Origin of the sequence: Streptomyces sp. NA02950, from assembly GCF_013364155.1 — a bacterium.
Lineage (GTDB): Bacteria > Actinomycetota > Actinomycetes > Streptomycetales > Streptomycetaceae > Streptomyces.
Window position 1 is genome coordinate 2125004 of sequence record NZ_CP054916.1, and the last position, 22352, is coordinate 2147355.

Below are 22352 nucleotides of genomic sequence, written 5' to 3' on the forward strand. Positions count from 1 at the left end.
GGGTGTCCGGCCCACCAGGTGTGTCCGTCAGGTGATGAGTCCGGCCTTCCGGCAGGCGTCCGCGTACTTCTCCGTGCAGATCTGGTCGTTCGTGTACATCCCGTCCCGGATCAGGATCTTGATGTTGTGGACGTTCACCGTGATGGGGTGCAGCAGGACGGCCGGGATGGACCGGCTGGTGCCGCTGTTGACCCGATCCCCCGCGATCCCGGCGAGCGACTTGCCGCGTCCGAGCGCGACGGCCATCTCGGCGGCGGCGTAGGCCTCGGGTTCGAACGGCTTGTAGACGGTCATGAGCTGTTCGCCCGCGACGATGCGCTGGACGGCGCCGAGTTCGGCGTCCTGACCGGTGACCGGGGGCAGCGGCCGGATCTTGGCGGCCTTGAGGGCGGAGATGACGCCCGAGGCGAGGCCGTCGTTGGCCGCCAGGACGCCTTGGATGTTGTCCGCGCCCAGGGCCGCGATGGCGCCGGACATGTTGAGGTTGGCGTTCTCCGGCCGCCAGCCGATGGTCTCGTAGGACTTGCCGATCTTGACCTTGCCGCGGAGGACGTCCAGGGAGCCGCGTTCGAACCAGTCCGAGTTGGGGTCGGTCGAGGAGCCGTTCATCATGACGATCTGGTCGAGGTCACCGGGGGTGTGCGGGCCCAGCGCCGCCAGCAGCGCCTCGCCCTGGAGACGGCCGACCTCGGCGCCGTTGAAGGAGACGTAGCCGGAGACGGGGCCCTCGGCGAGCCGGTCGTAGGCGACGACCGGGATGTTGGCCTGGCGGGCCTTGACGACCGAGGAGCGGATGGCCCGGCCGTCGACCGCGTCCAGGATCAGCACCTCGACCCCGTTGGCGATCATGGAGTCCACCTGGTGCTGCTGGGTGGCGGCGTCGTGCTGGGCGCTGGCGTAGTCCACGGTGCAGCGCGGGCACAGCTCCTTGATCCTCTTTATGATCAGGGGCTTGTCGAACCGGTCGAAGCGGGCGATCTCGTTGTCCGGGAGCAGCAGGCCGATGCGCAGGTTCCGGTGGTGGGCCGCATCGCCGGACTGCTCCACCTGGGCGGCCTTGCCGCATGCGGCGAGGGTGACGGCCAGGGCCGTCGCCGCCGTGGCGGCGACGGCGATACGGAGCCGGGCCCGGGCCGGGGAGGTGTTCATCGGCCCCGCCCCCCGGCGCCGCTGTCCGCTCGCGGGGAGGACAGCGTGATATCGCTCCAGACCTGCTTGCCTCCGCTGAGCGGCACCGAACCCCAGGCGTGGGACACCGCCTCGACCAGCAGCAGTCCGCGGCCGCCGGTCGCCTCCCAGTCCACGCTGGTCGGTTTGGTGGGTGTACGGGGCGAGCGGTCACTGACCGCGATCCGCAGCCGGTCCGCGGTGAGCGTGAGGTTGAGGTGCACCTCGCTCGAGGTGTGCACGATGGCGTTGGTGACCAGTTCGGAGGTGACCAGCAGGACCACGTCGAGCTCGGCTTCCAGGTCCCAGGAGCGCAGGGTCCGCGCGGCGAAGCGGCGGGCGTGCATCACCGCGTCGGGCAGCCGCCACACCGTCCAGCGGGCGCGGACGGGCCGTACCCGCATCCCGTCGTAGCGCAGAAGCAGCAGCGCGACGTCGTCATGGCGGCGGGCGGCGCTGCCGAGCAGTTCATCGGCCGCCCGGCCGGGGTCGGAGGGGTCGGCGCGGGCCAGTCGCTCGCGCACCTGCTGGATGCCGTGGTCCAGGTCGAGCTGGGCGGACTCCACCAGACCGTCGGTGAGCAGCACCAGCAGGGTGCCGGAGGACAGGCCCAGCGCGGTCATCGGGTATTCGGCGTCCGCGACCACGCCCAGCGGAGGGCCGCCCTCGATGGTCAGTTCCTCGGTGGCGCCGTCCGGGCGGCGCAGCAGCGGCGGGAGGTGTCCGGCGCGCACGAACCACGCCTCGCCCTCCTCCATGTCCAGGTCGACGTAGGAGCAGGTGGCGAAGAGGTCGGTCTCCATGTCGACCAGCAGCCGGTTGGCGTGCGAGACGACCACGTCGGGCGGGTGGCCCTCCACGGCGTAGGCGCGGATGGCCGTGCGCATCTGGCCCATGATCGTGGCGGCGGCTGCGGAGTGGCCCTGGACGTCCCCGATGACCAGCGCCACATGGCCGTCGGAGAGCGGGATGACGTCGTACCAGTCTCCGCCCACCTCCAGGCCCATGGTGGCGGGCAGATAGCGGGTGACGGCCACGCCGCCGGGCAGTACCGGCAGTTTGCGGGGCAGCAGGCTGCGCTGGAGCATCGTGGCCAGCTCGTGTTCGGCGTCCAGCGCGTGGGCGCGCACCAGGGCCTGTCCGACCAGGCCCGCGGTCGCGGTCAGCAGGGAGCGCTCCTCCGGGCCGAACTCATGCGGCTCCTCCCAGCCGATCAGGCAGACGCCGACGGTCCGGCCGTTCGCCGGGAGCGGCAGGACGGCGATCCCGCCGGGTCCGATGCCCGCGAGACCGGGTTCGAGCTCGGCGCCGGGCGGCCACAGGCTGACGTGTCCCTCGCGCATCGTCTCCGCCAGGGTGGGCAGGGCGTGGATCGGCGCGTCCGGGAACTCCGACCGCCACTGGCTGCGCCACACCTCGGGCCAGGCGGTGGGTTCGGCGGGGGCGAGGATGCTGACCACGAGCTGGTCGGCCTGGAGCTCGGCGACCGCGACCCGGCGGGCCCGCAGCGGATCGCGGAGCGCGCTGACCACGACCTGGCCGACGTCGCGGATGGTGGTGGCCCCGGCCAGGGCGGCGGACAGCCGCTGCACCATGGAGACCTCGTCGGCGCTGGGCCGCAGGTATGACGCCTCCGCCACCACGCCCAGCATCCGCTCCGGGGCGCCGTCCGCCCCGGCCTGGACCCGGCAGCGCAGCTCCAGCCAGCGCAGCTCACCGTTGGGGCGGCGGATGCGGAACGTCAGCTGTGAGGTGCCGGAGGTCAGCCGGCCGGGTTCGACGATCGACATCAGGGCGGGTACGTCGTCCGGAACGGTGCTGGCGAGCAGGGTCTCCACCCGGCCGTCGAAGTCGTCCGGCTGGATGCCGAACAGCTCCAGCATCTGGGTGTCGGCGGTCATCCGCCCGGTGCTCAGCTCCAGTACGAACGCGCCCACCCGGAGCCGGTCCAGGGTGGAGCCCGCCGACGACCGCTGTTCCGGCCGTCCCGGCCCGTGAGACGCCTCCAGGCCCGCGGCGACGTGGTGGGCGTAGAGCTCCAGGAAGGCGCGGCGGTCGGCGCCGATACCGTCGGGGGCCTCGTCCACCACCACCAGACAGCCCAGTCCCTGGCCGTCCCCGCCCAGGGGCAGCGCTCCCAGCGAGAGGCCGGAGGGGAGCTCTGGGCGACCGGGCGCGGCCGGGCCGTACGCGGCCAGTTCGCGGGGGCCCAGCCACAGCGGGTGGCCGGAGCGGAAGGCGTCGGCGACGGGTGAGCGCCCGGAGAGGGGATAGCTCGCGGGAAGGGCGTACGGACCGCCGGGGCTGCGGACGGTCTCGGCCAGCCGCAGCTCGCCGCCGTCCGCGTCGAACGCGTACACGGCGACCAACGCGGTCCCGGTGAACGTCAGGACATGCCCGGTCACAGCCGCCTGCACCGCCTCCGTGCGCGGGCCGCCGGTCGTCTCGTGGGCGTACCCGAGCTCCTCATCCGCCTCCACGCGGTAACCGATCATGGCTGGCGTCGGGGCCTTCAGAGCCGCGCCCCCTTCGAAGGGAAAGCGCTCATACCACGAGCATGGCATAGAAGGAATAGACAGGGCATCTCGGTCACCGCCGCCCGGGTCACGACCGCTCGCCGCTCATTTGAACCCGTGCCGCGGGAGGCGCATGCTCGGTACATAAGCGCTCCGCGGGGCGTGCCGAGCGGTGCGGTCGTTCATCCGGGGCTGCGTCGTGGCCGGCCGCGCCCACGCGGCGGAGCCGCACATCGACACAGCCCCGCGCCCCCGCAACCGAACCGCACCGGACGTCAGCGAGGCCGCGCAGGTACCGGTCGCGATGGCTCCGGCACGCACGCAGGACGATCCCCTGACCGAGAAGGGGCGCCATGAACGCCGACGATGCCCTGCCGCTGATACGGCCGCGGGGCGCCGAGGCCCCGCGGACCGTCGTGATCATGGTGGATGAGCAGGGTGTCGTCACGGGCTGGAGCACGGGCGCGGAACAACTGCTCGGCCGCTCCACCGAGGACACCGTGGGCCGCCCGGCCGACGACATCCTCGCCCCGGACGCCGGACCGCCGTTCTGGACCCGGCGGGCGGAGGGCGACGACTGGCTGGGGGAACTGACCGCGCGCCGCGCGGACGGCCGTCCGCTCCCCCTGCGCGGCACCGCCCACCGCTGTGTGGAGGGCGGCGCGCGGGCCCAGTGGATCCTGGTGGCCGCGGAGGCACCCGCGGCCGGGCAGCGGCTGCTGCCGCAGGAGATCGAGCGGGCCGTGGTCCACTGGCTGTTCACCCGGTCCCCGGTCGCCGTGACCATCTACGACTCCGATCTGCGCTGCCGCTGGCAGAACGAGGCGATGACCCGCCTCACCGGGGTGACGGAGGCCGAACGGCGGGGCAAGCGGCTGCCGGAGATCCTCTCCGGACCGGACGCCGCGGTGTGGGAGCGGCGGCTGCGCCGGGTGGTCGAGACCGGTGAGTCCGCCTTCAGCGGGGAGATGCACGGCCGGGTCCCCGCGGACCCGGAGTGCGACTGCGTCTTCATCGCCTCGGCCTCGGCGCTGCGCGACCACCACGGGCACACCCTCGGTCTGTGCACGACGGTCGCGGACGTCACCCAGCAGTACCGGTCCCGCGAGCGGCTGACGCTGCTGAAGGAGGCGGGCACCCGGATCGGCAGCACGCTGGACCTGATGCGCACCGCACAGGAGCTGGCCGACTCGGCCATCCCCCGGCTCGCCGACTGGGTCACCGTCGATCTGCTGGACACCCTGCTCAGCGGCGATGAGCCCGGTCCGTTCACCGGGGTGGTGGCGCTGCGCCGGGCGGCCAACCAGTCCGTGCTGGAGGGCACGCCGGAGGCGGTGCGGCAGTCGGGCGAAGTGGACTTCTATCCGCCGTACTCGCCCGCCGTGCGCTGTATGGCCACCGGCCGGTCGGCCATCCACCACGTCACCGACCACGACATCAAGGTCTGGCTGGCCCATGACCCGGCGCGGGCGGAGAAGTTCCGGATCTACGAGTTCCAGTCGATCATGGGGGTGCCGATCCGGGCGCGCGGGACGACGCTCGGCATCACCATGTTCTACCGGCGGTCCAAACACCCCTTCACCGACGACGACCGGCTGCTCGCCGAGGAGCTGGTGGCCCGGGCCGCCGTATGCCTGGACAACGCCCGCCGCTTCGACCGCGAACGCACCGCGGCGCTCAGCCTCCAGCAGAGCCTGCTGCCGCAGGGCAACCCCGTACAGGCGGCGGTCGAGACCGCGTCCCGCTACCTCCCGGCCGGGGGCAAGACCGGGCTGGCGGGCGACTGGTTCGATGTGATCCCGCTGTCCGGAGCCAGGGTCGCCCTGGTCGTCGGTGACGTGGTGGGCCACGGCATCAACGCCGCCGCCACGATGGGCCGGCTGCGGACGGCGGTGCGCACCCTCGCCGATGTCGATCTGCCGCCGGACGAACTGCTCACCCACCTCGACGACGTGGTGCTCCGGCTCGCCGCCGAGGGCGAGGGCACCGCCTCCCCCACCGACCCCGCCGTCCTGGGGGCCACCTGTACCTACGCGGTCTACGACCCGATCTCGCGGACCTGTTCCATCGCCCGGGCCGGCCATCCGCCCCCGGTCACGGTCACCCCGGGCGGCGGGGCCCGGCTGCTCGACCTGCCCGCGGGGCCGCCGCTGGGGCTGGGCGGGCTGCCATTCGAGTCCGCCGAGGTGCAGTTGCCGGAGGACAGCCTGCTCGCCCTCTACACCGACGGACTGCTCGGCTTCCGGGAGCGGGAACTCGACAGCGCGCTGGACCAGTTGTGCCAGGTGCTGGCCGAACCCGCGCCGTCCCTGGAGATGTTGTGCGACCGGGTGCTGACCGGGCTGCTCCCCGACCATCCCGCCGACGACGCCGCGCTGCTGATCGCCCGCACCCGGGCGCTGAACCGGGATCAGTTCGCCGTACGGGACCTGCCGTCCGACCCCGCGACCGTCTCCGCCGCGCGCTCCTGGGCCGCGCACCAGCTCGCCGCCTGGAGCCTGGAGGACGCGTCCTTCGTCACCGAACTGGTCGTCAGCGAGCTGGTCACCAACGCCATCCGGCATGCCGAGGGCCCCATCCAGCTGCGGCTGATCCGGGACCGGACGCTCATCTGCGAGGTGTCCGACGCCAGCAACACCGCCCCGCACATGCGCCGCGCCCGGCTCTCCGACGAGGGCGGCCGCGGACTGCTGCTCGTCGCCCAGCTCACCCAGCGGTGGGGCACCCGGCATGCGCGCGAGGGCAAGACCATCTGGTGCGAGCAGTCGCTCTCGAACGGGAGCGGGCCGGCGGAGGCGATGGCCTGGGTGCCATGAGCCCGATGACGGGGGCCGGACTCCGGTGATCAGCGCCGGGCGGCAACCGGGGCCCGGCGGCGAGGGACGACCGGCGCCCGGCGGCTCTCCTTCAGCAGCGCGTCCGTGATCAGCCGTACCCCGGCGGCCAGCCGGTTGAGCTGTGACAGCTCGGTGGCGTAGAGCTTGATGGTGGACTCGATCATCGTCTCGGAGAAGCCCAGTGCGGGCAGTTCCGTACGGCAGGTCTGGAGGGCGGCCCGCACCGAGCGGATCTCGTTCTGGAGCTGGAGCCGGGCGTGCCGGGCGAGCAGGATGGGATGGCGGGTGAGGGTGGAATAGCCCGCGTACCGCGCGGGCAGGAGATCCCGGAGCCACCGGGCCGCCGTGCGCTCCCAGTCGGGGCTGCCCGGAGGAGTGACCTGACAGGGCCAGTCCGCGCTGATCGGAGAGTAGGTCTGGGACATCGTCGTCGCCTTCGAGCTGAGGGTCCTGATCGCGGGGATCAGTGGGTATCCGGCGGCCCTGGGCCCAGGGGTCGGCCCGGGCCGCCGGGGGTGCCCGAGGGGAGCGGACTACCCGAACGGAACACGTGGGGGCCGACGAGGAGGCTGCCGGCCCTTGAGGTGTTCGCCCACATGACTCCCGGGGCTCGCGACAGCAAGCGCTGGTTTCCGGCTCAGCCCCTTCGGGGCCCGGGTGCCATGTGCAGTAAATATATTTACTGCGAAGTAAGCAAGGGCATGAAAAGTTTCATGCATGTGAGGTTATCCGGACGCCCGACTCCGGAAGCCGGACGAATCGGGTGCGGGGCGGGGTGCGGCCCGGGAACGGCGGGGCCGCGGCGGCTCAGGTATCGAGGAAGAACTCGTGCTGCTCGGCGGCCCGTTCGTACTTCTCCAGCCGGAACTGGGTGCGCTCGGGTTCGGCGTCGGCCATGGCCTGGAGGATGCCCGCGGACAGCATCATGGGCGCCGCGTACGAATCGAAGACCAGACGCGATCCGGTGCCCGCGGTGAGCGCCACATCGGCCTCCTCGACCAGCGACCCGAACGTCAGGTCGCTGATCACCGCCACCCGCAGCCCCGAGCGGTGCGCCGCCCGCATCGCGGCCAGCGTCTCCTTGGCGTGCCGGGGCATCGCGAACGCCAGCACCCAGGTCCCGCCCGCCTCCCGGGACTGGAGCAGCGCGTCGTAGGCCACGCTGCCGCCGCGGGACACCAGCCGCACATCGGGGTGGATCCGCCGGGCCGCGTAGGCGAAGTACTCCGCCAGCGAGACCGAGATCCGCAGCCCCAGGATGGTCAGCGGCACCGAACGGGCCAGCTCGCGGCCGATCTCCAGCACCCGGTCGGTGTCGACGAACACCCGGCGCAGGTTCTCCAGGTTCGCGATCTCGGTGTCCACCGCCGCCTGGAGCTCATTGCGGCGGTTCTCCTCCCGGGTACGCGGTGAACCGGCGAGCGCGCTCAGCGCGATGGGCTGCAACGCCTCGCGCAGCGCGGGATAACCGCTGTAGCCGAGGGAGGTGGCGAAGCGGGTCACCGACGGCTGGCTGACCCCCACCCGGTCCGCCAGGTCCGTGATCGACAGGAAGGCGGCCTCGGTGAGGTGGTCGGTGATGTACTGCACGATGCGCCGCTGCGCGGGGGACAGCCGCTGCCCTCCGAACAGGGCGCGGACCTGGGCCGCGGGAGGCTGCTCCAGCCCCTCGGGCGCCTCGGGGGTCCGACCTCCCGGCGTGATCGCGGACGCCTGCGCGCGTGCCTGCTGCCCAGATGGCACCGGTGTGCTCCTTCTCGTCCCATCCCCCCGCTCAACATAGCGGGGAACGGGTCATGACGGGAAACGTGGGATTGCGCGCGGGGAGGCCGCGTCCGGCCCGGGGAACGGGACCGAGCAACTCGTTCCTGACGCCTTGCCAGTACTATTTCACATTACTATGTTATAGGTCACACGACAGAACCACCTGCTTCCACCCCCCTACTCAATCGGGAGATCAGGTGATCCACAGACCTTCCCCGCGGGCGACGCTGCTCGCCGCGGCCACCGCGGCCGCACTGACCCTGCCCCTCGCGCCGGACGCCCCGGCCTCGGCCACCCCTCGCTCCCCCGCCCCCACTTCCGCCACGGCCGCCGCCCCCGGGCCCGACCCCGGCGCCGTCCTCGACCGGGGCTCCGGGGTCGAGCGCCTCGCCCGGGCACCCCGGCCCACCGACGGCCCCGGACGCGCCGCCCAGGCCCGTATCCCCGGTGACAAGGCCACCGGGAAAGCGGCACGCCACCCGACGGTCCGGGCCCTGGAGGGCACCGTGCCCTGCACCCTGGACGCGGTCAGCGGGCTGGACCCGGAGCGCTGGGCGGACTTCCTCGCCGATCCGGCGGTGACCGCCGACGGCTGTCTGCGCGGTCTCATCTGGACCTGGGACGCCCGGCTCGCCCGGGTGCTCTCCCCTGCCCACGTCCAGGCGGTCTCCCGGCGGATCGCCTCGCTCGCCCCGTCCCACGACGGCACCGACGGCAGCCATCTGTACGAGATGTTCACCTATCTCCACGCCGCCGTGTTCCACGACTTCTCGCACGACGAGATCGACCTCACGGACGCGGCGACCGTGGACGCCATGCGGCGCGGCATCGAGGCGTTCGGCACCGCCGCCCGCACCTTCGACGTCACCCGGACCAACGCCGACACCCTGCGCGAGGCGCTGTACGCGGGCAGCGCCCCCGGGCTGCGGCAGCACCAACTCCGGCTCATACCGAAGGTCCTGGCCACCATGGACCGGGACCACCCCGCCACCCACAAGGACCGTTCCTGGGCGGGCGCCGCCCTGGCCGCCCTGTCCGTCAACTACCTGGGGGTCTACCCCGGCAACAAGGACACCGCCTTCCAGCAGGCGGTCACCGCGGACGCCGGATACCGCAACACCTTCAAGGCGTTCGCCGGATACGTCCACCTCAAGGGCACCGACAACGCGTGGGTGGTGCGTGACGCGCTGCTCGAATACGGGCGCTTCGGCCAGATCGACGCCCTGAAGGCGGCGGTCGTGGCCGACCTGGGCCCGCTGCTGAACACCGCGAAGCAGAACTTCGGCGACGGCAGCCAGCCCTGGGCGAAGATCGTCGGCTGGCTCAACTTCTACGAGGCGTGCGCCCCGTACCACGTGTGCAAGGAGGACATCGAGCGGCGGCTCTTCCCGCGCACCTACGTCTACGACAACGGCGGCATCAAGGTCCGCACCGCCCTCGGCGAAGCCACCGTCGATCAGCTCTACTACGCGAGCAAGCAGGTCAAGACGCAGTTCCACCGGGTGCTGGGCACCGAGGAGCCGCTGGCGGGCGACACCAACACCACGCTCACCACCGTGCTGTACGCCTCGCGCGCCGACTACGAGACGTACCAGCCGATCCTGACCGGGCTGGACACCAACAACGGCGGCATGTACATCGAGCGCGGCGCCACCTTCTACACCTACCAGCGCCGGGTACCCCAGGACTCCTCCCTCTCGCTCGAGGAGCTGTTCCGCCACGAGTACACCCACTACCTCAACGGCCGGTTCGCCGTGCCGGGTTACTTCGGCGAGGGCCCCTGGTACACCGGTGACCGCACCACCGCCATGGACGAGGGCACCGCCGAGTTCTTCGACGGCGCCACCCGCGACGACGGTGTACTGGTCCGCAAGTCCCTGGTGCGCGGCATCATCCAGGACACCTCGGGCGGCGGCCCCCGGATGAGCGTCCATCAGCTGCTGCACGCCACGTACGAGGGCGACGGCTTCCGCTTCTACAACTACGCCGGGACGTTCTTCGAGTTCCTGTGGCGGGAGCGCCCGGCGCTGCTGCACGAGATGTACGGCCATCTGCGCGCCGACGACCCCCAGGGCTTCGACGCGTGGCGCAACCGCATGGGCTCCGACGCCGGACTCCAGCGGGCGTACGACATCTTCCTGGACGAGCAGATCGCCAAGGTCGACGACCTGTTCGTACCGAACACCCGCTACGAGCCCGTCGGGTCCCTGCGCTACGCCACCGCGGCGGAGATCCGGGGCGCCTTCACCTCCACCACGCAGAACACTCCGCGGTGCGAGAAGAGACGCGGCAAGGGCTGGGCCGGGAGGCCGCGGTTCGTGTGCACCGGCCGGATCACCGCGCGGCTGGCCGACTCCCGTGACCCCGACCGGGTGTTCCGGGACATGTCCGAGACCGTGGACTACTTCATCCTGGAGCGCAGCCGCCCCGGCGGAAACAACTTCGCCGATATGAACTGCGCCTTCGGCACGGTGGAGATCTGGTCCGACGGCACGGCGGGCACCTCGCCCTTCACCTGTGAGGGGCCGCTGCGCAGTTGAGGGTTTTCCCTTGTGATGGGGGGAGTTGGGGGTCCGAGCCTTGTGCGGGCGACAACGCGGACGGCATTCTCCACCCGCGAGTAGTTACTCGCGTAGATCTACCCCGCATTCTCACCCTCAACTCCCCCACAGGAGCATGCCGTGAGCGGTAGACAGACCTCATCAACCCCCCGGAACGGGCGCGCCCGGCGCACCCGGCGCACTCTGCTCGCAGGTGCCGCGCTGGTCGCCACCTGCGCCACCGTCGCACCGGCGGCGGTGGCGGCACCGAACCCCCCGCCCTCCGCCTCGTCCGCCACCGCCGGCACCTCGGCGGTGGGCAGGATCGAGGACCGGACGGCCCGGGCCCTCGCCGTCTCCCTCAGCGACGCCACCTGGCGCGGCCAACTGCGCAAGGCCGTACTGGGCACGGCCGAGGTGGACCTCCAGGCGCTGGCCGGACGGACCGTGGCGCCGACCGGCAAACGCCTCACCTCCTCGCTGGCCGACGCCGACCGGAAGATCGCCGCCGCCAAGGGGCTCGGCGCCGACACCGGCTCCCTGCTGCGGCTGCGACTGGGCGACAGGTCCATGCGGGACGACCTCGAGCCCGGTACGGTCCCGCTGGTCGCCGTGGCCTCGAACGACGACCGGGACGGGACGGTCACCGCGTACGACAGCCAGGGCACACCGCACACCCTGGACGCCCGCACGGCGCCCGACCGGCCCGTCTATGTCCTCGACATCGACGAGTCCACGGCTCTGGCGGCCGGAATGCGGGTGCTGCGCGAGGAGTTCGCGGCCCGTGGCCTCACCACGCCCCGGGCGCACACCGCTACGGCGGGCGAGGGATTCGCCGCCACCCGGATCACGGGTGTGGAGCTCTCGGACGACGAGGAGCCCTGGATCAAGGGCGATGCCGAGATCTACACGCTGGTGACCGGCTTCGGCCACGACGGCACGGTGCGGGTCGACCCCGTCGAGATGCCCTACCTGGACAACGACGGCACGGTCTACCACCCGAACCAGATCCTGGTGAACTGGTCGAACTACAGGTACGACCTGGCCGACGCCGTGATGATGGAGGAGGACGGCAGCACCAACTACCGCGATCTCGCCAAGGCCATCGCCGGAGTGCTGCTCACCATCACCGACCAGGGCGCCTACATCCCGCTGGTGAACGCGGTCCTGGACGCCATCCCGGACGACTGGTGGACGGACGACCCGGACTACGTCGACTCCTGGTACACCCTGGCCAAGGCCGACACCGGCCGCCGTGACGGCGCCCGGGGCAACGGCTGGATGACGCTGGAGCCGTACCAGGTCCAGGGGGCCTGACCGCACGCCGCACACGAACGACCCGGCCCGGGGCGCGGATGCGCCCCGGGCCGTACGGCGACCAGGGGCGACGAGCGGGGTGACGATGGGGTGACAGGAAACCTACTGGTCGGTAACGTGTGGTCCTCCAGCAGTCGACCACCGCTGGTGCGTTACCACTGACGGAAGCCGGACCGTGGCCATGCCTGCCAGCGACGCCGAGGCGTTCTTCGAACAGGTCACCGAGGAGCGCTTTGTCCCCACGCCCCTCACCCGGGGCCCCTGGAGCCCCGACAGCCAGCACGCCGGGCCACCGGCCGCCCTCCTGGGCCGGGCGGTCCAGCTCCGCCCCGGCTCCCGCGAGGACATGCGCCTCAGCCGCATCACCTTCGAGATCCTCCGCCCCGTCCCGCTGCGCCCGCTGACCGTGACCACCCGCGTCCTCAAGGAAGGCCGCAGCCTGGAACTGGTCGAGGTGTCCCTCACCCCCGAGGGCGCCGACGAGGTGATGCGCGCCCGCGCCCTCCGTATCCGCACCGCCCCCGGCACCGCCCCCGAGGTCGCCCCTCCGCCCACCCTCGCGGGCCCCGAGGGCGCCCGCTCCGAGCCCTTCTTGCCGGTCCCCTGGGACACCGGCTACCACACGGCCATGGAGTTCCGCTTCACCACCGGCTCCTACCTCAGCCCGGGCCCGGCGACCTGCTGGATGCGGATGCGGGTCCCGCTGGTCGCGGGCGAGAAGATCACCCCCCTCGACCGCGTCCTCACCGCCGCGGACTCCGTCAACGGCGTCAGCAACGTCCTGGACTTCGCGTCCCACGTCTTCATCAACCCCGACCTGACGGTCCATCTCCACCGCCACCCGGCCGGCGAATGGGTCTGCCTCGACGCCCGGACCGCCATCACCCCCGACGGCCTCGGCATGGCCGACGGCACCCTCCACGACACATCGGGGCCGATCGGGCGGAGCGTGCAGAGCCTGTTCGTGGCCGGCAAGCCCACGGCCTGACCGCGCCGATGGGCGCAAGCGGTGCCCTCCGCACCGAGCGGCATCGCCGAAGTCCGGTGCGGTTCGGTTGCGCCCCCAAGGGGCGCGGGGCCGTGTCGATATGCGGCTCCGCCGCGTGGGCGCGACCAGCCACGACGCAGCCGCGGGGGAACGAAAGCCACCTCGCGGCCCGCCCCGCGGAGCGCTCAGGCGGGCACGAGTCCCGGCGTCAGCAGGGCGTGGACCGTTTTGCCGGTGGGGCGGGTGGAGACGCGGACCGAGGAGGCCAGGCGATGGACCAGGGGCCAGCCGAAGCCGCCGCCGCCGCTGAGGTCGGGGGAACGCCACCGGGGAGGGCGGGGGTCGCTGTCGGTGACCGCGATCTCCAGGCCGTCGCCCACGTCCGTGAGCTCCACTCGGCACACACGGCCGTCCGTGTGCCGGACCACATTGGTCACCAGCTCGGACACCACCAGTTCAACGGCGTCACACATCTCGGCCGCCCCGTTCAGGGCGGCTTTTCCGAGGAAGCCGCGGGCCACGCGCCGGGCCCGGACGGCGGCGTCGGGGCCGGTACGCAGATCGGCACTGACGGTGGTCATCGCCTCGTTCAGCTCATGGGCAACCGACATGGTTCCTACCTCCCAACTCCGGTTCCGTCCGCCTCCGTGTGCGATGCGGAGGCGGGGTCCCCCGAGGTGCGGGGGAGCCACCGGGTGGCTTCTTCACCTTCTGCCCGACGATCGGCGGGACATGTGTCCGGGTCCGGATTCCTGATGAGCTCGGCGTTGAACAGGGCTCCGAGCAGCAGGGCCAGATTGGACAGCCACAGCCACATCAGGAACACCACCATGCCCGCAAGCGGCCCGTAGAGCCGGTGGTAGGTGGGGACGTGGGAGGCGTAGGCGCTGAAGCCGAGGGAGACGGCCAGCAGCAGGACGACGGCGAGGGCACCGCCCGGGGCCATGCGGCGGACGGGCCGGGAGCGGGCCGGGCCGGAGCGGTAGAGGACCAGGATCAGGGCGACGGCCGTGGCCACCAGCACCGGCCACCGCAGGGCCGCCCAGGCGGTCAGCGGCGCGCCGCCCAGCTGCCACACCTCGCCCAGTCGGCGGACCAGGCCACCGGTCAGCAGGAGGGTGGCGGTGCTGGCCAGCAGCAGGAGGATCACGGCGACGGCGGTGAGGAGGATCCGGGGCGCCGTACGCCAGACCGGGCGGTGGGCGCTCTCCCGGTGCATCGCGTGCAGGGCCCGCCGGAAGACGGCCAGATAGCTGGAGCCGGACCACAGACCGCCGAGCCCGCCGAGGACCACCAGCAGCCACGCGGCGGACGGCTGGTGCGCGGTCTCGCGCAGCGCGGTGCGCAGGAGGGCACGGGATTCCGGCGGGGCGACCTGGGTGAGGCGGTCGATGACCTGCGGGGTCGAGGTGGGCATGGACAGCCCGAGCACCGAGAGCATCATCAGCATCACCGGGAACAGCGCCAGCACGGCGTAGTAGGTCAGCGCCGCCGCCCAGTCGGTGAGGTCCTCGTTCCAGGCCGTGACGGGGGTCCGGCGCAGGGCGGCCCACCATCCGGCCCGGCCGCTGTCCCGCTGGTTGTCCTCATGTGTGCTGTCGGTGTGTGCCACGTGCCGTGTGCCCCCGTCCGTGCCGTGCGCCGCGCGGACCGGGCCGGAAGGCCCGCGCTGCCAGCCATCTGCCCCGGCGGGCGCGGGCCATGTCAGCCGGGGCGGCCCAGCTCCTTGCGGAACAGTTCCGCCCCGGGCCACGGGACCGCGGGACCACGGTGCACACTGGGCGCCATGACCGGACCGACAGTGCAGTTGCGCAAGGTGACACGGGAGGACCTTCCCGTCTTCTTCGACTACCACCGGGACGCGGAGGCGGTCCGGATGGCGGCCTTCACCGCCGAGGACCCGGGCGACCGGGAGGCGTTCGACGCCCAGTGGGAACGGATCCTCGGGAACGACGCCGTGGTCAAGCGGACGGTGCTGTACGACGGGCGGGTCGCCGGAAACGTCATGAGCTTCGAGCAGTTCGGCGAGCCGTCGGTCGGCTACTGGATCGGACGGGAGCACTGGGGCAAGGGCGTGGCCACCCGGGCGCTGGCCGCGTTCCTGGAACTGGTCCCGGACCGGCCGCTGTACGCCCGCGTCGCCAAGGACAACGCGGGGTCGATCCGCGTGCTGGAGAAGTGCGGGTTCACCGTGACCGGGGAGGAGCGGGGGTACGCGACCGCGCGCGGCACCCACATCGACGAGTTGGTGCTGGTCCTGGTCTGACCTCCGCGGCGACGCTCCCGGGCATCCGGCGGGGTGAGAGGATCAAAGGGCGTCCAGCGGCGACGGGAGGAGCTGCGTGTCGGTCGAGATCACCTGGTGGGGGCATGCCACCGCGACCGTGCGGGACTCGGGCGTCCGCGTGCTGACCGACCCCCTCTTCGTACGGCGGCTGGCCCATCTGCGGCGCCGCCGCGGCCCCGTTCCGCCGCCCGACGCCGCGGTCGCCGATGTCGCGCTGGTGTCGCATCTGCACGCCGACCATCTGCACCTCGGCTCGCTGGCCCGGCTGCGGCCCGGTACCCGGCTGGTGATCCCGTACGGCGCCGGGCGCGCGGTGCCGGGGCTGCGGCGGGTGGTCACGGCACGCCGGCTGCGGGTCACGGAGTTGCGGCCGGGCGAGGAGTGCGCGGTCGGCGAGGTCCGGATCCGGGCCGTACCCGCCGCCCACGACGGCCGGCGGCTGCCGTACGGGCGGCGCCGGGTGCCCGCGCTCGGCTATGTGCTGCGCGGCGAGGCCACGACGTACTTCGCGGGCGACACCGGGCTGTTCGACCGGATGGCCGAGGCGGTGGGCCCGTGCCAGGTGGCGCTGCTGCCGGTGGGCGGCTGGGGCCCGTACCTCGGCCACGGCCATCTGGACGCGCACCGCGCGGCGCAGGCGCTCGCCCGGCTGGGGGCGCGCAACGCGGTGCCGGTGCACTACGGCACGTACTGGCCGATCGGGCTGGACGCGGTCCGGCCGCACGAGTTCCACGCCCCGGGCGACGACTTCGTGCGCCACGCCGGGCGGCTGGCCCCCGGCACGGCGGTGCACCGGCTGGGGCACGGGGAGTGCGTCCGGCTGGAGCCCGCCAGGTGATCCCGGTGATCCATCGGCTGCTGGACGAGGTGGGCGAGCTGGCGCGCGGTGTGCCGCCGGAGTCGACCCAGCAGGCGGTGGGCTATCCCTCGCTGTTCCTGCTGGTGGTGTTCGGGGCGCTGGTGCCGGTGGTGCCGACCGGGGCGGTGGTGAGTTCGGCGGCGGTGGTGGCCGTGCACCAGAGCTCGCCGTTCTCGCTGCTGTTCGTCTTCCTGGTGGCGGCCTTCGCGGCCTTCCTCGGGGACATCTGTCTGTACTGGCTGGGGCGGCGGGGGGTGCGCTCGCGCAACGGCTCCCGCTGGCTGGCCCGGATCCACGACCACGCGCCCCCGGAGCGGCTGGCCCAGGCGGAAACGCGGCTGGACCGGCACGGGGTGGCGGTGCTGGTGCTGTCCCGGCTGATCCCGGCGGGGCGGATCCCGGTGATGCTGGCGTGTCTGCTGTCGGGGATGACGATGCGGAGGTTCGCGCGGGGTGCCGGGCCCGCGGCGCTGGCCTGGGCCGCCACGTACCAGCTCATCGGCATTCTGGGCGGGTCGCTGTTCGAGAAGCCGTGGCAGGGCGTGGCGGCGGCGGTACTGCTGACGGTCGTCATCAGCGCCGCCCCCGCCGCCTGGCGCCGCGTACGGGGGCGACGCGACGCCGAGCACGAACCGGCGGGCTGACGGCCCCGCGGCCGCTCGCGAACACCCCCGCGGGTGCCACCGCGAACGGCGCGGAGCCGGTCACCGCCCGCGTCACACGTCCTGACCTGGCCTTCGCTCAGATGGCTCACAAATCTCGCGCCATACGTGGGAGCGCTCCACGATCGTCCTTGCGGGCGGCGCATCCAAGGACGGTCGCAAGCCCCCAAGGAGGAGTGGAACATGAGCACCCTGCCCCAGGATCCACAGACCACCGCAACACCCTCCATGACCACGCAGTCGGCGCTGACCGACTCCCGGCTGCGCGTGGTGCTGCTGCTGGATGTGCGCAGTGGTGCCGAGGAGCGTTTTCTGCGTGCGTACGACGAGCTGTGCCAGCAGGTGGCCTCGGTCCCGGGCCACCTCAGCGACCAGCTGTGCCAGTCGATCGAGGACCCGTCCAAGTGGCTGATCACCAGTGAGTGGGAGAGCGCTCCGCCGTTCCTCGCCTGGGTGGACAGCGCGGCCCACCGCGAAATGGTCAAGCCGATGCACGGCTGCGTCAAGGACACCCGCTCGCTGCGGTTCGGCATTCTGCGCGAGACCGACCACGGCACGGGCACCGCGGCGCACCGGGGACGGCTCCAGCCCGCCCCGCGGATCGGCGACGGGATCATCCGGCACGCCCTGACGTTCACCGTCAAGCCCGGCAGCGAGAAGGACGTCGCCGCGATCCTGGCGAACTACTCCTCGCCCGAGTCGCGGGTGGACGACACCACCCGGCTGTGCCGCACCTCGCTGTTCATGAGCGGCAATCGGGTGGTGCGCGCCGTCGAGGTCCAGGGCGACCTGATGGCGGCGCTGCGCCATGTGTCCCGGCAGCCGGAGATCCGCGAGGTCGAGGAGGCCATCAACCCGTATCTGGAGGAGGCCCGCGATCTGGACGACCCGGAGTCGGCGCGGGAGTTCTTCATGCGGGCGGCGCTGACGGCCGTGCACCACCTCTCGGTGAAGGGCGCGGGATACTCCTCCGCCGACATACGGCGTCATGCCCTGCTCTACCCGGTCAAGGAGGGCTGTGGGATGGCGGTCGCCCAGCTGCTGGCCCGCCAGGACGAGCTCGCCATCGGCGGCGAGGGGACGGCCGGACGGAACGGCGGACGCGGGCGCAAGAAGGGCGCGCCGGCCCTGGTCACCAGCACGATCTTCCACCACGTGGACACCGTTGTCCGGCTAGTGGATATCACCGGTTCGCTGGACCAGGACCCCGCGCTCTTCGCGGGTGTCGGCGGCAAGCGTGCCGCGGCCATGCTCGACCGGCTGGTCGAGGTCGGTCCGGGCCGGGAGCTGTCGGACGAGGAGGGGCTGCGGCGTTTCCTCGCCGACTGCGACATGGATCCGGTCACCGACCGCCGGTCGGCGGACTACTGACGTTCCGCTCCCTTACCGCGTCCCCTACGTCCCCACGTCCGGAAGGCACCGATCATGACCACGTCCCCCCACATCGTCGACCTCGCCGACGTCCCGCACAACCGGCGGCGCGGCGGCGACCTGCGCGCCATGCTCACCCCGAGCACCGTGGGCGCCACCAGCGGCTTCATGGGCCTGGCCCTCATGGCGCCGGGTGAACGCATCGGCGAGCACTACCACCCGTACTCCGAGGAGTTCGTGTTCGTCGTGTGCGGCGATCTGGAGGTGGACCTGGACGGGACCACGCACCCCCTCCGGCCCGACCAGGGTCTGCTGATCCCCCGCGACATGCGCCACCGCTTCCGCAACGTGGGGGACACCGAGGCCCGGATGGTCTTCCACCTCGGTCCGCTGGCCCCGCGTCCCGAGCTCGGGCACGTGGACACGGAGGCCACCGAACCGGCAGAGGCCTCGTCGTGACGCGACGGGTGGCGGTCACCGGGCTCGGCGTGGTCGCACCGGGGGGCGTGGGCGTCCCGGCCTTCTGGGACTTGCTCACCGCCGGGCGTACGGCGACGCGCGCGATCACGCTCTTCGACCCGGAGGGATTCCGCTCGCGGATCGCCGCCGAGTGCGACTTCGATCCGGTGGCCGCCGGGCTGGACCCGGAGCAGATCGAACGCTCCGACCGGTACGTGCAGTTCGCGCTCGCGGCGACGATGGAGGCCACCCGGGACGCGGGTCTGGCTCCGCAGCCGGAGAGCTGGCGCACCGCGGTGTCACTGGGCACCGCGGTCGGTGGCACCACCCGGCTGGAACACGACTACGTCAAGGTCAGCAGCGGTGGCGAGCACTGGGACGTGGACCACCGGCGGGCCGGTCCGCATCTGCACCGTGCGTTCGCCCCGAGCGCGCTGGCCTCCGGTGTCGCGGAGCTGATCGGCGCCCAGGGCCCGGTGCAGACCGTCTCCACGGGCTGCACCTCGGGTCTTGACGCCATCGGCTACGGCTTCCAGGCGATCGAGGAGAACCGGGCCGATGTGTGCATCGCGGGCGCGGCGGACTCGCCGATCTCCCCGATCACCGTGGCCTGCTTCGACGCCATCAAGGCCACCTCGGCCAACAACGACGACCCGATGCACGCCTCGCGGCCGTTCGACGCCCGCCGCGACGGCTTCGTCCTGGGCGAGGGCTCCGCCGTCCTCGTCCTGGAGGAGCTGGAGCACGCGCGCGCCCGAGGGGCCCGGATCTACTGCGAGATAAGGGGGTTCGCCACCTACGGCAACGCCTATCACATGACCGGTCTGACACGGGAGGGCCTGGAGATGTCCGAGGCCATCGACCACGCGCTGGGACATGCGCGCATCGACAGCTCCGAGATCGACTACGTCAACGCACACGGCTCCGGCACCCAGCAGAACGACCGCCATGAGACCGCCGCGGTCAAGCGCTCGCTGGGCGAGCACGCGTACCGCACCCCGATGAGCTCGATCAAGTCCATGGTCGGGCACTCCCTCGGCGCCATCGGGGCCATCGAGGTGGTGGCCTGCACCCTGGCCCTGACCCACGGTGTGGTGCCGCCGACCGCGAACTACGAGAACCCCGACCCCGAGTGCGATCTCGACTACGTGCCGCGCACCGCCCGCTCACTGCCGCTGCGCCATGTGCTCTCGGTGGGCAGCGGGTTCGGCGGCTTCCAGTCGGCCGTGGTCCTCAGCCACGGGGGCGCGTCATGAGGCCCCCGGTGAGCGGACACGACCGTGGCGCGGCCATCACCGGACTGGGGATCGTGGCGCCGAACGGCGTGGGCACCGACGCCTACTGGAAGGCGGTACGGGAAGGGATCAGCTTCCTGGACCGGCTCTCCCGGGAGGGCTGCGAGCACTTCCCGCTGCGGGTCGCGGGCCAGGTCCGCGGGTTCGAACCGGGTGCGGCGGTCGAGGAGCGCTTCCTCGTCCAGACCGACCGGTTCACCCACTTCGCGATGGCCGCGGCCGATCTGGCGCTGGAGGACGCCCGGCTGCCGGCCGGGGAGATGTCGCCGTACGCGGTGGGCGTGGTGACCGCGGCGGGCTCCGGTGGCGGTGAGTTCGGCCAGCGCGAGCTCCAGCAGCTGTGGGGCAAGGGCCCGCGATACGTGGGGCCGTACCAGTCGATCGCCTGGTTCTACGCGGCCAGCACCGGCCAGATCTCCATCCGCGGCGGCTTCAAGGGCCCCTGCGGGGTGGTGGCCAACGACGAAGCGGGCGGCCTGGACGCGATCGCCCACGCCTGCCGGTCCATCCGGCACGGCGCGGACGCGGTCGTGGTGGGCGCCGCCGAGGCACCGCTCGCCCCCTACTCGATCGTCTGTCAGCTCGGCTACGAGGAGATGAGCCTGGCCCGGGAACCGGGCCGGGCCTACCTGCCGTTCACCGAGGACGCCCGCGGTTTCGCCCCCGGCGAGGGCGGGGCGATGCTGATGGTCGAGGAAGAGGGCGCGGCGCTGCGCCGCGGGGCGCGGATCCATGCCCGGATCCTCGGCCATGCCGCGACCTTCACCGGACCGTCCCAGTGGGAACGCTCCCGGGAGGGGCTCGCCCACGCCATCCAGGTCGCCCTGGCGGACGCGGACTGTGCGCCGGAGGAGATCGACGTGGTGTTCGCGGACGCCCTGGGCACCCCGGCGGCGGACCGCGCCGAGGCGCTCGCCCTCGCCGACGCGCTGGGCGCCCATGGCACCCGGGTCCCGGTGACCGCCCCCAAGACCGGCTTCGGCCGGGCGTACTGCGCGGCTCCGGCCCTGGATGTGGCGGCCGCGGTGCTCGCCATGGAGCACCGTGTGGTCCCGCCCACCCCGTACGTCACCGACGTATGCCATGACCTGGACCTCGTCACCCGCACCTCCCGTCCCGCCGAGCTGCGGACGGCGCTGGTGCTGAGCCGAGGGCTCATGGGTTGCAACGCGGCGCTCGTGCTCCGCGGCCCGGAAGGAGATATCTGATGCCCACTCAACTGTCCTACGCCGAACTGGCGGCGCTCATGAAGAGCTGCGCCGGACTCACCGTCGACCCGCAGCTGCTCGAGACCCGGCCGGACGCCACCTTCGAGGAGTACGGGCTGGACTCGCTCGGTCTGCTCGCCATCGTCGGCGAGCTGGAGAACCGCTACGGCACCCCGATCGAACCGGGTGCCGAGAGTTCCAAGACCCCCGGCGACTTCCTCGACGTCATCAACACCTCACTCACCACGGGAGCATGAGATGGCCGCACACACCGACAACGAGATCGTGATCGCGGCTCCCCTGGACCTGGTCTGGGAGATGACCAACGATCTGGAGAACTGGCCGCAGCTGTTCAGCGAGTACGCCTCGGTGGAGGTGCTCCAGCGCAGCGGTGACACCACCACCTTCCGGCTGACCATGCATCCCGACGAGAACGGCAAGATCTGGAGCTGGGTCTCCGAGCGGGAGACGGCCCGCGATGTACGGACCGTCTGGGCGCGCCGGGTCGAGACCGGCCCCTTCGCCTACATGAACATCCGCTGGGAGTACGACGAGGAGCCCGAGGGCACCCGGATGCGCTGGACCCAGGACTTCGAGATGAAGCCCGACGCCCCGGTCGACGACGCCGGGATGACGGAGCACATCAACCGCAACTCGAAGATCCAGATGGAGCTGATCCGGGACAAGATCGAGCAGCGCGCCCGCGCGCGGGTGGGTGCGTGAGCCATGTACCGATCCCTGATCGTCGCCCGGATGAAGGAGACCGCGGCCCCGGACATAGCCTCGGTCTTCGAGGAGTCGGACCGCGGTGAACTACCGCACCTGATAGGGGTCAGCGGCCGCAGCCTGTTCCAGTTCGGCGATGTGTACCTGCATCTGATAGAGGCCGACCGGCCGCCGGGACCCGAGGTCGCGCGGCTGGCCGGCCATCCAAAGTTCCACGACATCAGCGACCGGCTCGCCGCGTACATCCAGGCGTACGACCCCGGGACCTGGCGGGAGCCGAAGGACGCGATGGCCCACGAGTTCTACCGCTGGGAACGGGACCGGAGTGGCCCGGCCGGAAGCTGAAGGGAGCGCCA

General features: G+C 72.1%; 20 protein-coding genes. 14 read left to right on the forward strand and 6 right to left on the reverse strand.

The window, feature by feature from the left end; translation table 11 throughout:
- Positions 1-27: 27 nt before the first annotated feature.
- On the reverse strand, positions 28-1149 hold the full coding sequence (locus HUT19_RS08875) for a substrate-binding domain-containing protein (protein WP_176179928.1): 1122 nt from the start codon (positions 1147-1149) through the stop codon (positions 28-30).
- Positions 1146-3662 carry a SpoIIE family protein phosphatase gene (locus HUT19_RS08880; protein WP_176179929.1) on the reverse strand — a complete coding sequence of 839 codons (2517 nt, stop codon included), beginning with the start codon at positions 3660-3662 and terminating at the stop codon, positions 1146-1148. Before HUT19_RS08880 ends, HUT19_RS08875 begins: the two co-directional genes overlap by 4 nt.
- A 374-nt stretch (positions 3663-4036) precedes the next feature.
- Here HUT19_RS08880 and HUT19_RS08885 point away from each other — a divergent pair, with 374 nt between their 5' ends.
- Positions 4037-6499 (forward strand): SpoIIE family protein phosphatase, encoded by a 2463-nt coding sequence (locus HUT19_RS08885; protein WP_176179930.1) that lies wholly within the window; start codon positions 4037-4039, stop codon positions 6497-6499.
- A gap of 29 nt (positions 6500-6528) precedes the next feature.
- On the opposite strand, the gene HUT19_RS08890 is transcribed toward HUT19_RS08885, so the two are convergent.
- Together HUT19_RS08890 and HUT19_RS08895 are read right to left on the reverse strand one after the other, a co-directional pair.
- Positions 6529-6945: a hypothetical protein gene (locus tag HUT19_RS08890; RefSeq protein ID WP_176179931.1), complete on the reverse strand. Its 417-nt coding sequence runs from the start codon at positions 6943-6945 to the stop codon at positions 6529-6531.
- A gap of 382 nt (positions 6946-7327) precedes the next feature.
- Positions 7328-8263, reverse strand: a complete 936-nt coding sequence (locus HUT19_RS08895) for a MurR/RpiR family transcriptional regulator (protein ID WP_176179932.1) — start codon at positions 8261-8263, stop codon at positions 7328-7330.
- Positions 8264-8481: 218 nt separating this feature from the next.
- Here HUT19_RS08895 and HUT19_RS08900 point away from each other — a divergent pair, with 218 nt between their 5' ends.
- The 3 genes from HUT19_RS08900 (at position 8482) to HUT19_RS08910 (ending at position 13129) form a co-directional block, all read left to right on the forward strand.
- Positions 8482-10824: a collagenase gene (locus tag HUT19_RS08900; protein ID WP_254885495.1), complete on the forward strand. Its 2343-nt coding sequence runs from the start codon at positions 8482-8484 to the stop codon at positions 10822-10824.
- A gap of 141 nt (positions 10825-10965) precedes the next feature.
- A complete protein-coding gene (locus tag HUT19_RS08905) occupies positions 10966-12141 on the forward strand; it encodes a DUF3103 family protein (protein ID WP_303331612.1) in 1176 nt (391 codons plus the stop codon).
- Positions 12142-12322: 181 nt separating this feature from the next.
- Positions 12323-13129, forward strand: a complete 807-nt coding sequence (locus tag HUT19_RS08910) for a thioesterase family protein (protein ID WP_176179934.1) — start codon at positions 12323-12325, stop codon at positions 13127-13129.
- Between the two features lie 185 nt (positions 13130-13314).
- On the opposite strand, the gene HUT19_RS08915 is transcribed toward HUT19_RS08910, so the two are convergent.
- Positions 13315-13740 carry an ATP-binding protein gene (locus HUT19_RS08915; RefSeq protein WP_176179935.1) on the reverse strand — a complete coding sequence of 142 codons (426 nt, stop codon included), beginning with the start codon at positions 13738-13740 and terminating at the stop codon, positions 13315-13317.
- Between the two features lie 5 nt (positions 13741-13745).
- Positions 13746-14741 carry a YihY/virulence factor BrkB family protein gene (locus tag HUT19_RS08920; RefSeq protein ID WP_176179936.1) on the reverse strand — a complete coding sequence of 332 codons (996 nt, stop codon included), beginning with the start codon at positions 14739-14741 and terminating at the stop codon, positions 13746-13748.
- A gap of 174 nt (positions 14742-14915) precedes the next feature.
- On the opposite strand from HUT19_RS08920, the gene HUT19_RS08925 reads away from it, so the two are divergent.
- The 10 genes from HUT19_RS08925 to HUT19_RS08970 all read left to right on the forward strand — a co-directional run bounded on the left by HUT19_RS08925 (position 14916) and on the right by HUT19_RS08970 (position 22341).
- Positions 14916-15395 carry a GNAT family N-acetyltransferase gene (locus HUT19_RS08925; protein ID WP_176179937.1) on the forward strand — a complete coding sequence of 160 codons (480 nt, stop codon included), beginning with the start codon at positions 14916-14918 and terminating at the stop codon, positions 15393-15395.
- Positions 15396-15471: 76 nt separating this feature from the next.
- A complete protein-coding gene (locus HUT19_RS08930; RefSeq protein WP_176179938.1) occupies positions 15472-16254 on the forward strand; it encodes an MBL fold metallo-hydrolase in 783 nt (260 codons plus the stop codon).
- A complete protein-coding gene (locus tag HUT19_RS08935) occupies positions 16254-16919 on the forward strand; it encodes a DedA family protein (RefSeq protein ID WP_254886134.1) in 666 nt (221 codons plus the stop codon). The genes HUT19_RS08930 and HUT19_RS08935 overlap by 1 nt, the downstream gene beginning before the upstream one ends.
- Before the next feature lie 201 nt (positions 16920-17120).
- Positions 17121-18308, forward strand: coding sequence for a SchA/CurD-like domain-containing protein (locus HUT19_RS08940; protein WP_254885496.1), 1188 nt, complete (start codon positions 17121-17123; stop codon positions 18306-18308).
- Between the two features lie 54 nt (positions 18309-18362).
- Positions 18363-18767, forward strand: a complete 405-nt coding sequence (locus HUT19_RS08945) for a cupin domain-containing protein (protein WP_176179939.1) — start codon at positions 18363-18365, stop codon at positions 18765-18767.
- Positions 18764-20023 (forward strand): beta-ketoacyl synthase, encoded by a 1260-nt coding sequence (locus HUT19_RS08950; protein ID WP_176179940.1) that lies wholly within the window; start codon positions 18764-18766, stop codon positions 20021-20023. The genes HUT19_RS08945 and HUT19_RS08950 overlap by 4 nt, the downstream gene beginning before the upstream one ends.
- Positions 20020-21270 (forward strand): beta-ketoacyl synthase N-terminal-like domain-containing protein, encoded by a 1251-nt coding sequence (locus tag HUT19_RS08955; RefSeq protein ID WP_176179941.1) that lies wholly within the window; start codon positions 20020-20022, stop codon positions 21268-21270. Before HUT19_RS08950 ends, HUT19_RS08955 begins: the two co-directional genes overlap by 4 nt.
- A complete protein-coding gene (locus tag HUT19_RS08960) occupies positions 21270-21527 on the forward strand; it encodes a phosphopantetheine-binding protein (RefSeq protein ID WP_176179942.1) in 258 nt (85 codons plus the stop codon). The genes HUT19_RS08955 and HUT19_RS08960 overlap by 1 nt, the downstream gene beginning before the upstream one ends.
- A gap of 1 nt (position 21528) precedes the next feature.
- The gene (locus tag HUT19_RS08965) at positions 21529-21993 is read left to right on the forward strand and encodes an SRPBCC family protein (protein WP_176179943.1); all 465 of its coding nucleotides are present in this window, start codon (positions 21529-21531) and stop codon (positions 21991-21993) included.
- Between the two features lie 3 nt (positions 21994-21996).
- Positions 21997-22341 (forward strand): TcmI family type II polyketide cyclase, encoded by a 345-nt coding sequence (locus HUT19_RS08970; RefSeq protein WP_176179944.1) that lies wholly within the window; start codon positions 21997-21999, stop codon positions 22339-22341.
- The last annotated feature ends 11 nt before the right edge of the window (positions 22342-22352 follow it).

Coding starts and splice junctions, on each gene's coding strand:
- HUT19_RS08875 (WP_176179928.1), bottom strand. CDS start 1,149: ATGAACACCTCCCCGGCCCGGGCCCGGCTCCGTATCGCCGTCGCCGCC.
- HUT19_RS08880 (WP_176179929.1), bottom strand. CDS start 3,662: ATGATCGGTTACCGCGTGGAGGCGGATGAGGAGCTCGGGTACGCCCAC.
- HUT19_RS08885 (WP_176179930.1), top strand. CDS start 4,037: ATGAACGCCGACGATGCCCTGCCGCTGATACGGCCGCGGGGCGCCGAG.
- HUT19_RS08890 (WP_176179931.1), bottom strand. CDS start 6,945: ATGTCCCAGACCTACTCTCCGATCAGCGCGGACTGGCCCTGTCAGGTC.
- HUT19_RS08910 (WP_176179934.1), top strand. CDS start 12,323: ATGCCTGCCAGCGACGCCGAGGCGTTCTTCGAACAGGTCACCGAGGAG.
- HUT19_RS08915 (WP_176179935.1), bottom strand. CDS start 13,740: ATGTCGGTTGCCCATGAGCTGAACGAGGCGATGACCACCGTCAGTGCC.
- HUT19_RS08925 (WP_176179937.1), top strand. CDS start 14,916: ATGACCGGACCGACAGTGCAGTTGCGCAAGGTGACACGGGAGGACCTT.
- HUT19_RS08940 (WP_254885496.1), top strand. CDS start 17,121: ATGAGCACCCTGCCCCAGGATCCACAGACCACCGCAACACCCTCCATG.
- HUT19_RS08945 (WP_176179939.1), top strand. CDS start 18,363: ATGACCACGTCCCCCCACATCGTCGACCTCGCCGACGTCCCGCACAAC.
- HUT19_RS08955 (WP_176179941.1), top strand. CDS start 20,020: ATGAGGCCCCCGGTGAGCGGACACGACCGTGGCGCGGCCATCACCGGA.
- HUT19_RS08960 (WP_176179942.1), top strand. CDS start 21,270: ATGCCCACTCAACTGTCCTACGCCGAACTGGCGGCGCTCATGAAGAGC.
- HUT19_RS08965 (WP_176179943.1), top strand. CDS start 21,529: ATGGCCGCACACACCGACAACGAGATCGTGATCGCGGCTCCCCTGGAC.
- HUT19_RS08970 (WP_176179944.1), top strand. CDS start 21,997: ATGTACCGATCCCTGATCGTCGCCCGGATGAAGGAGACCGCGGCCCCG.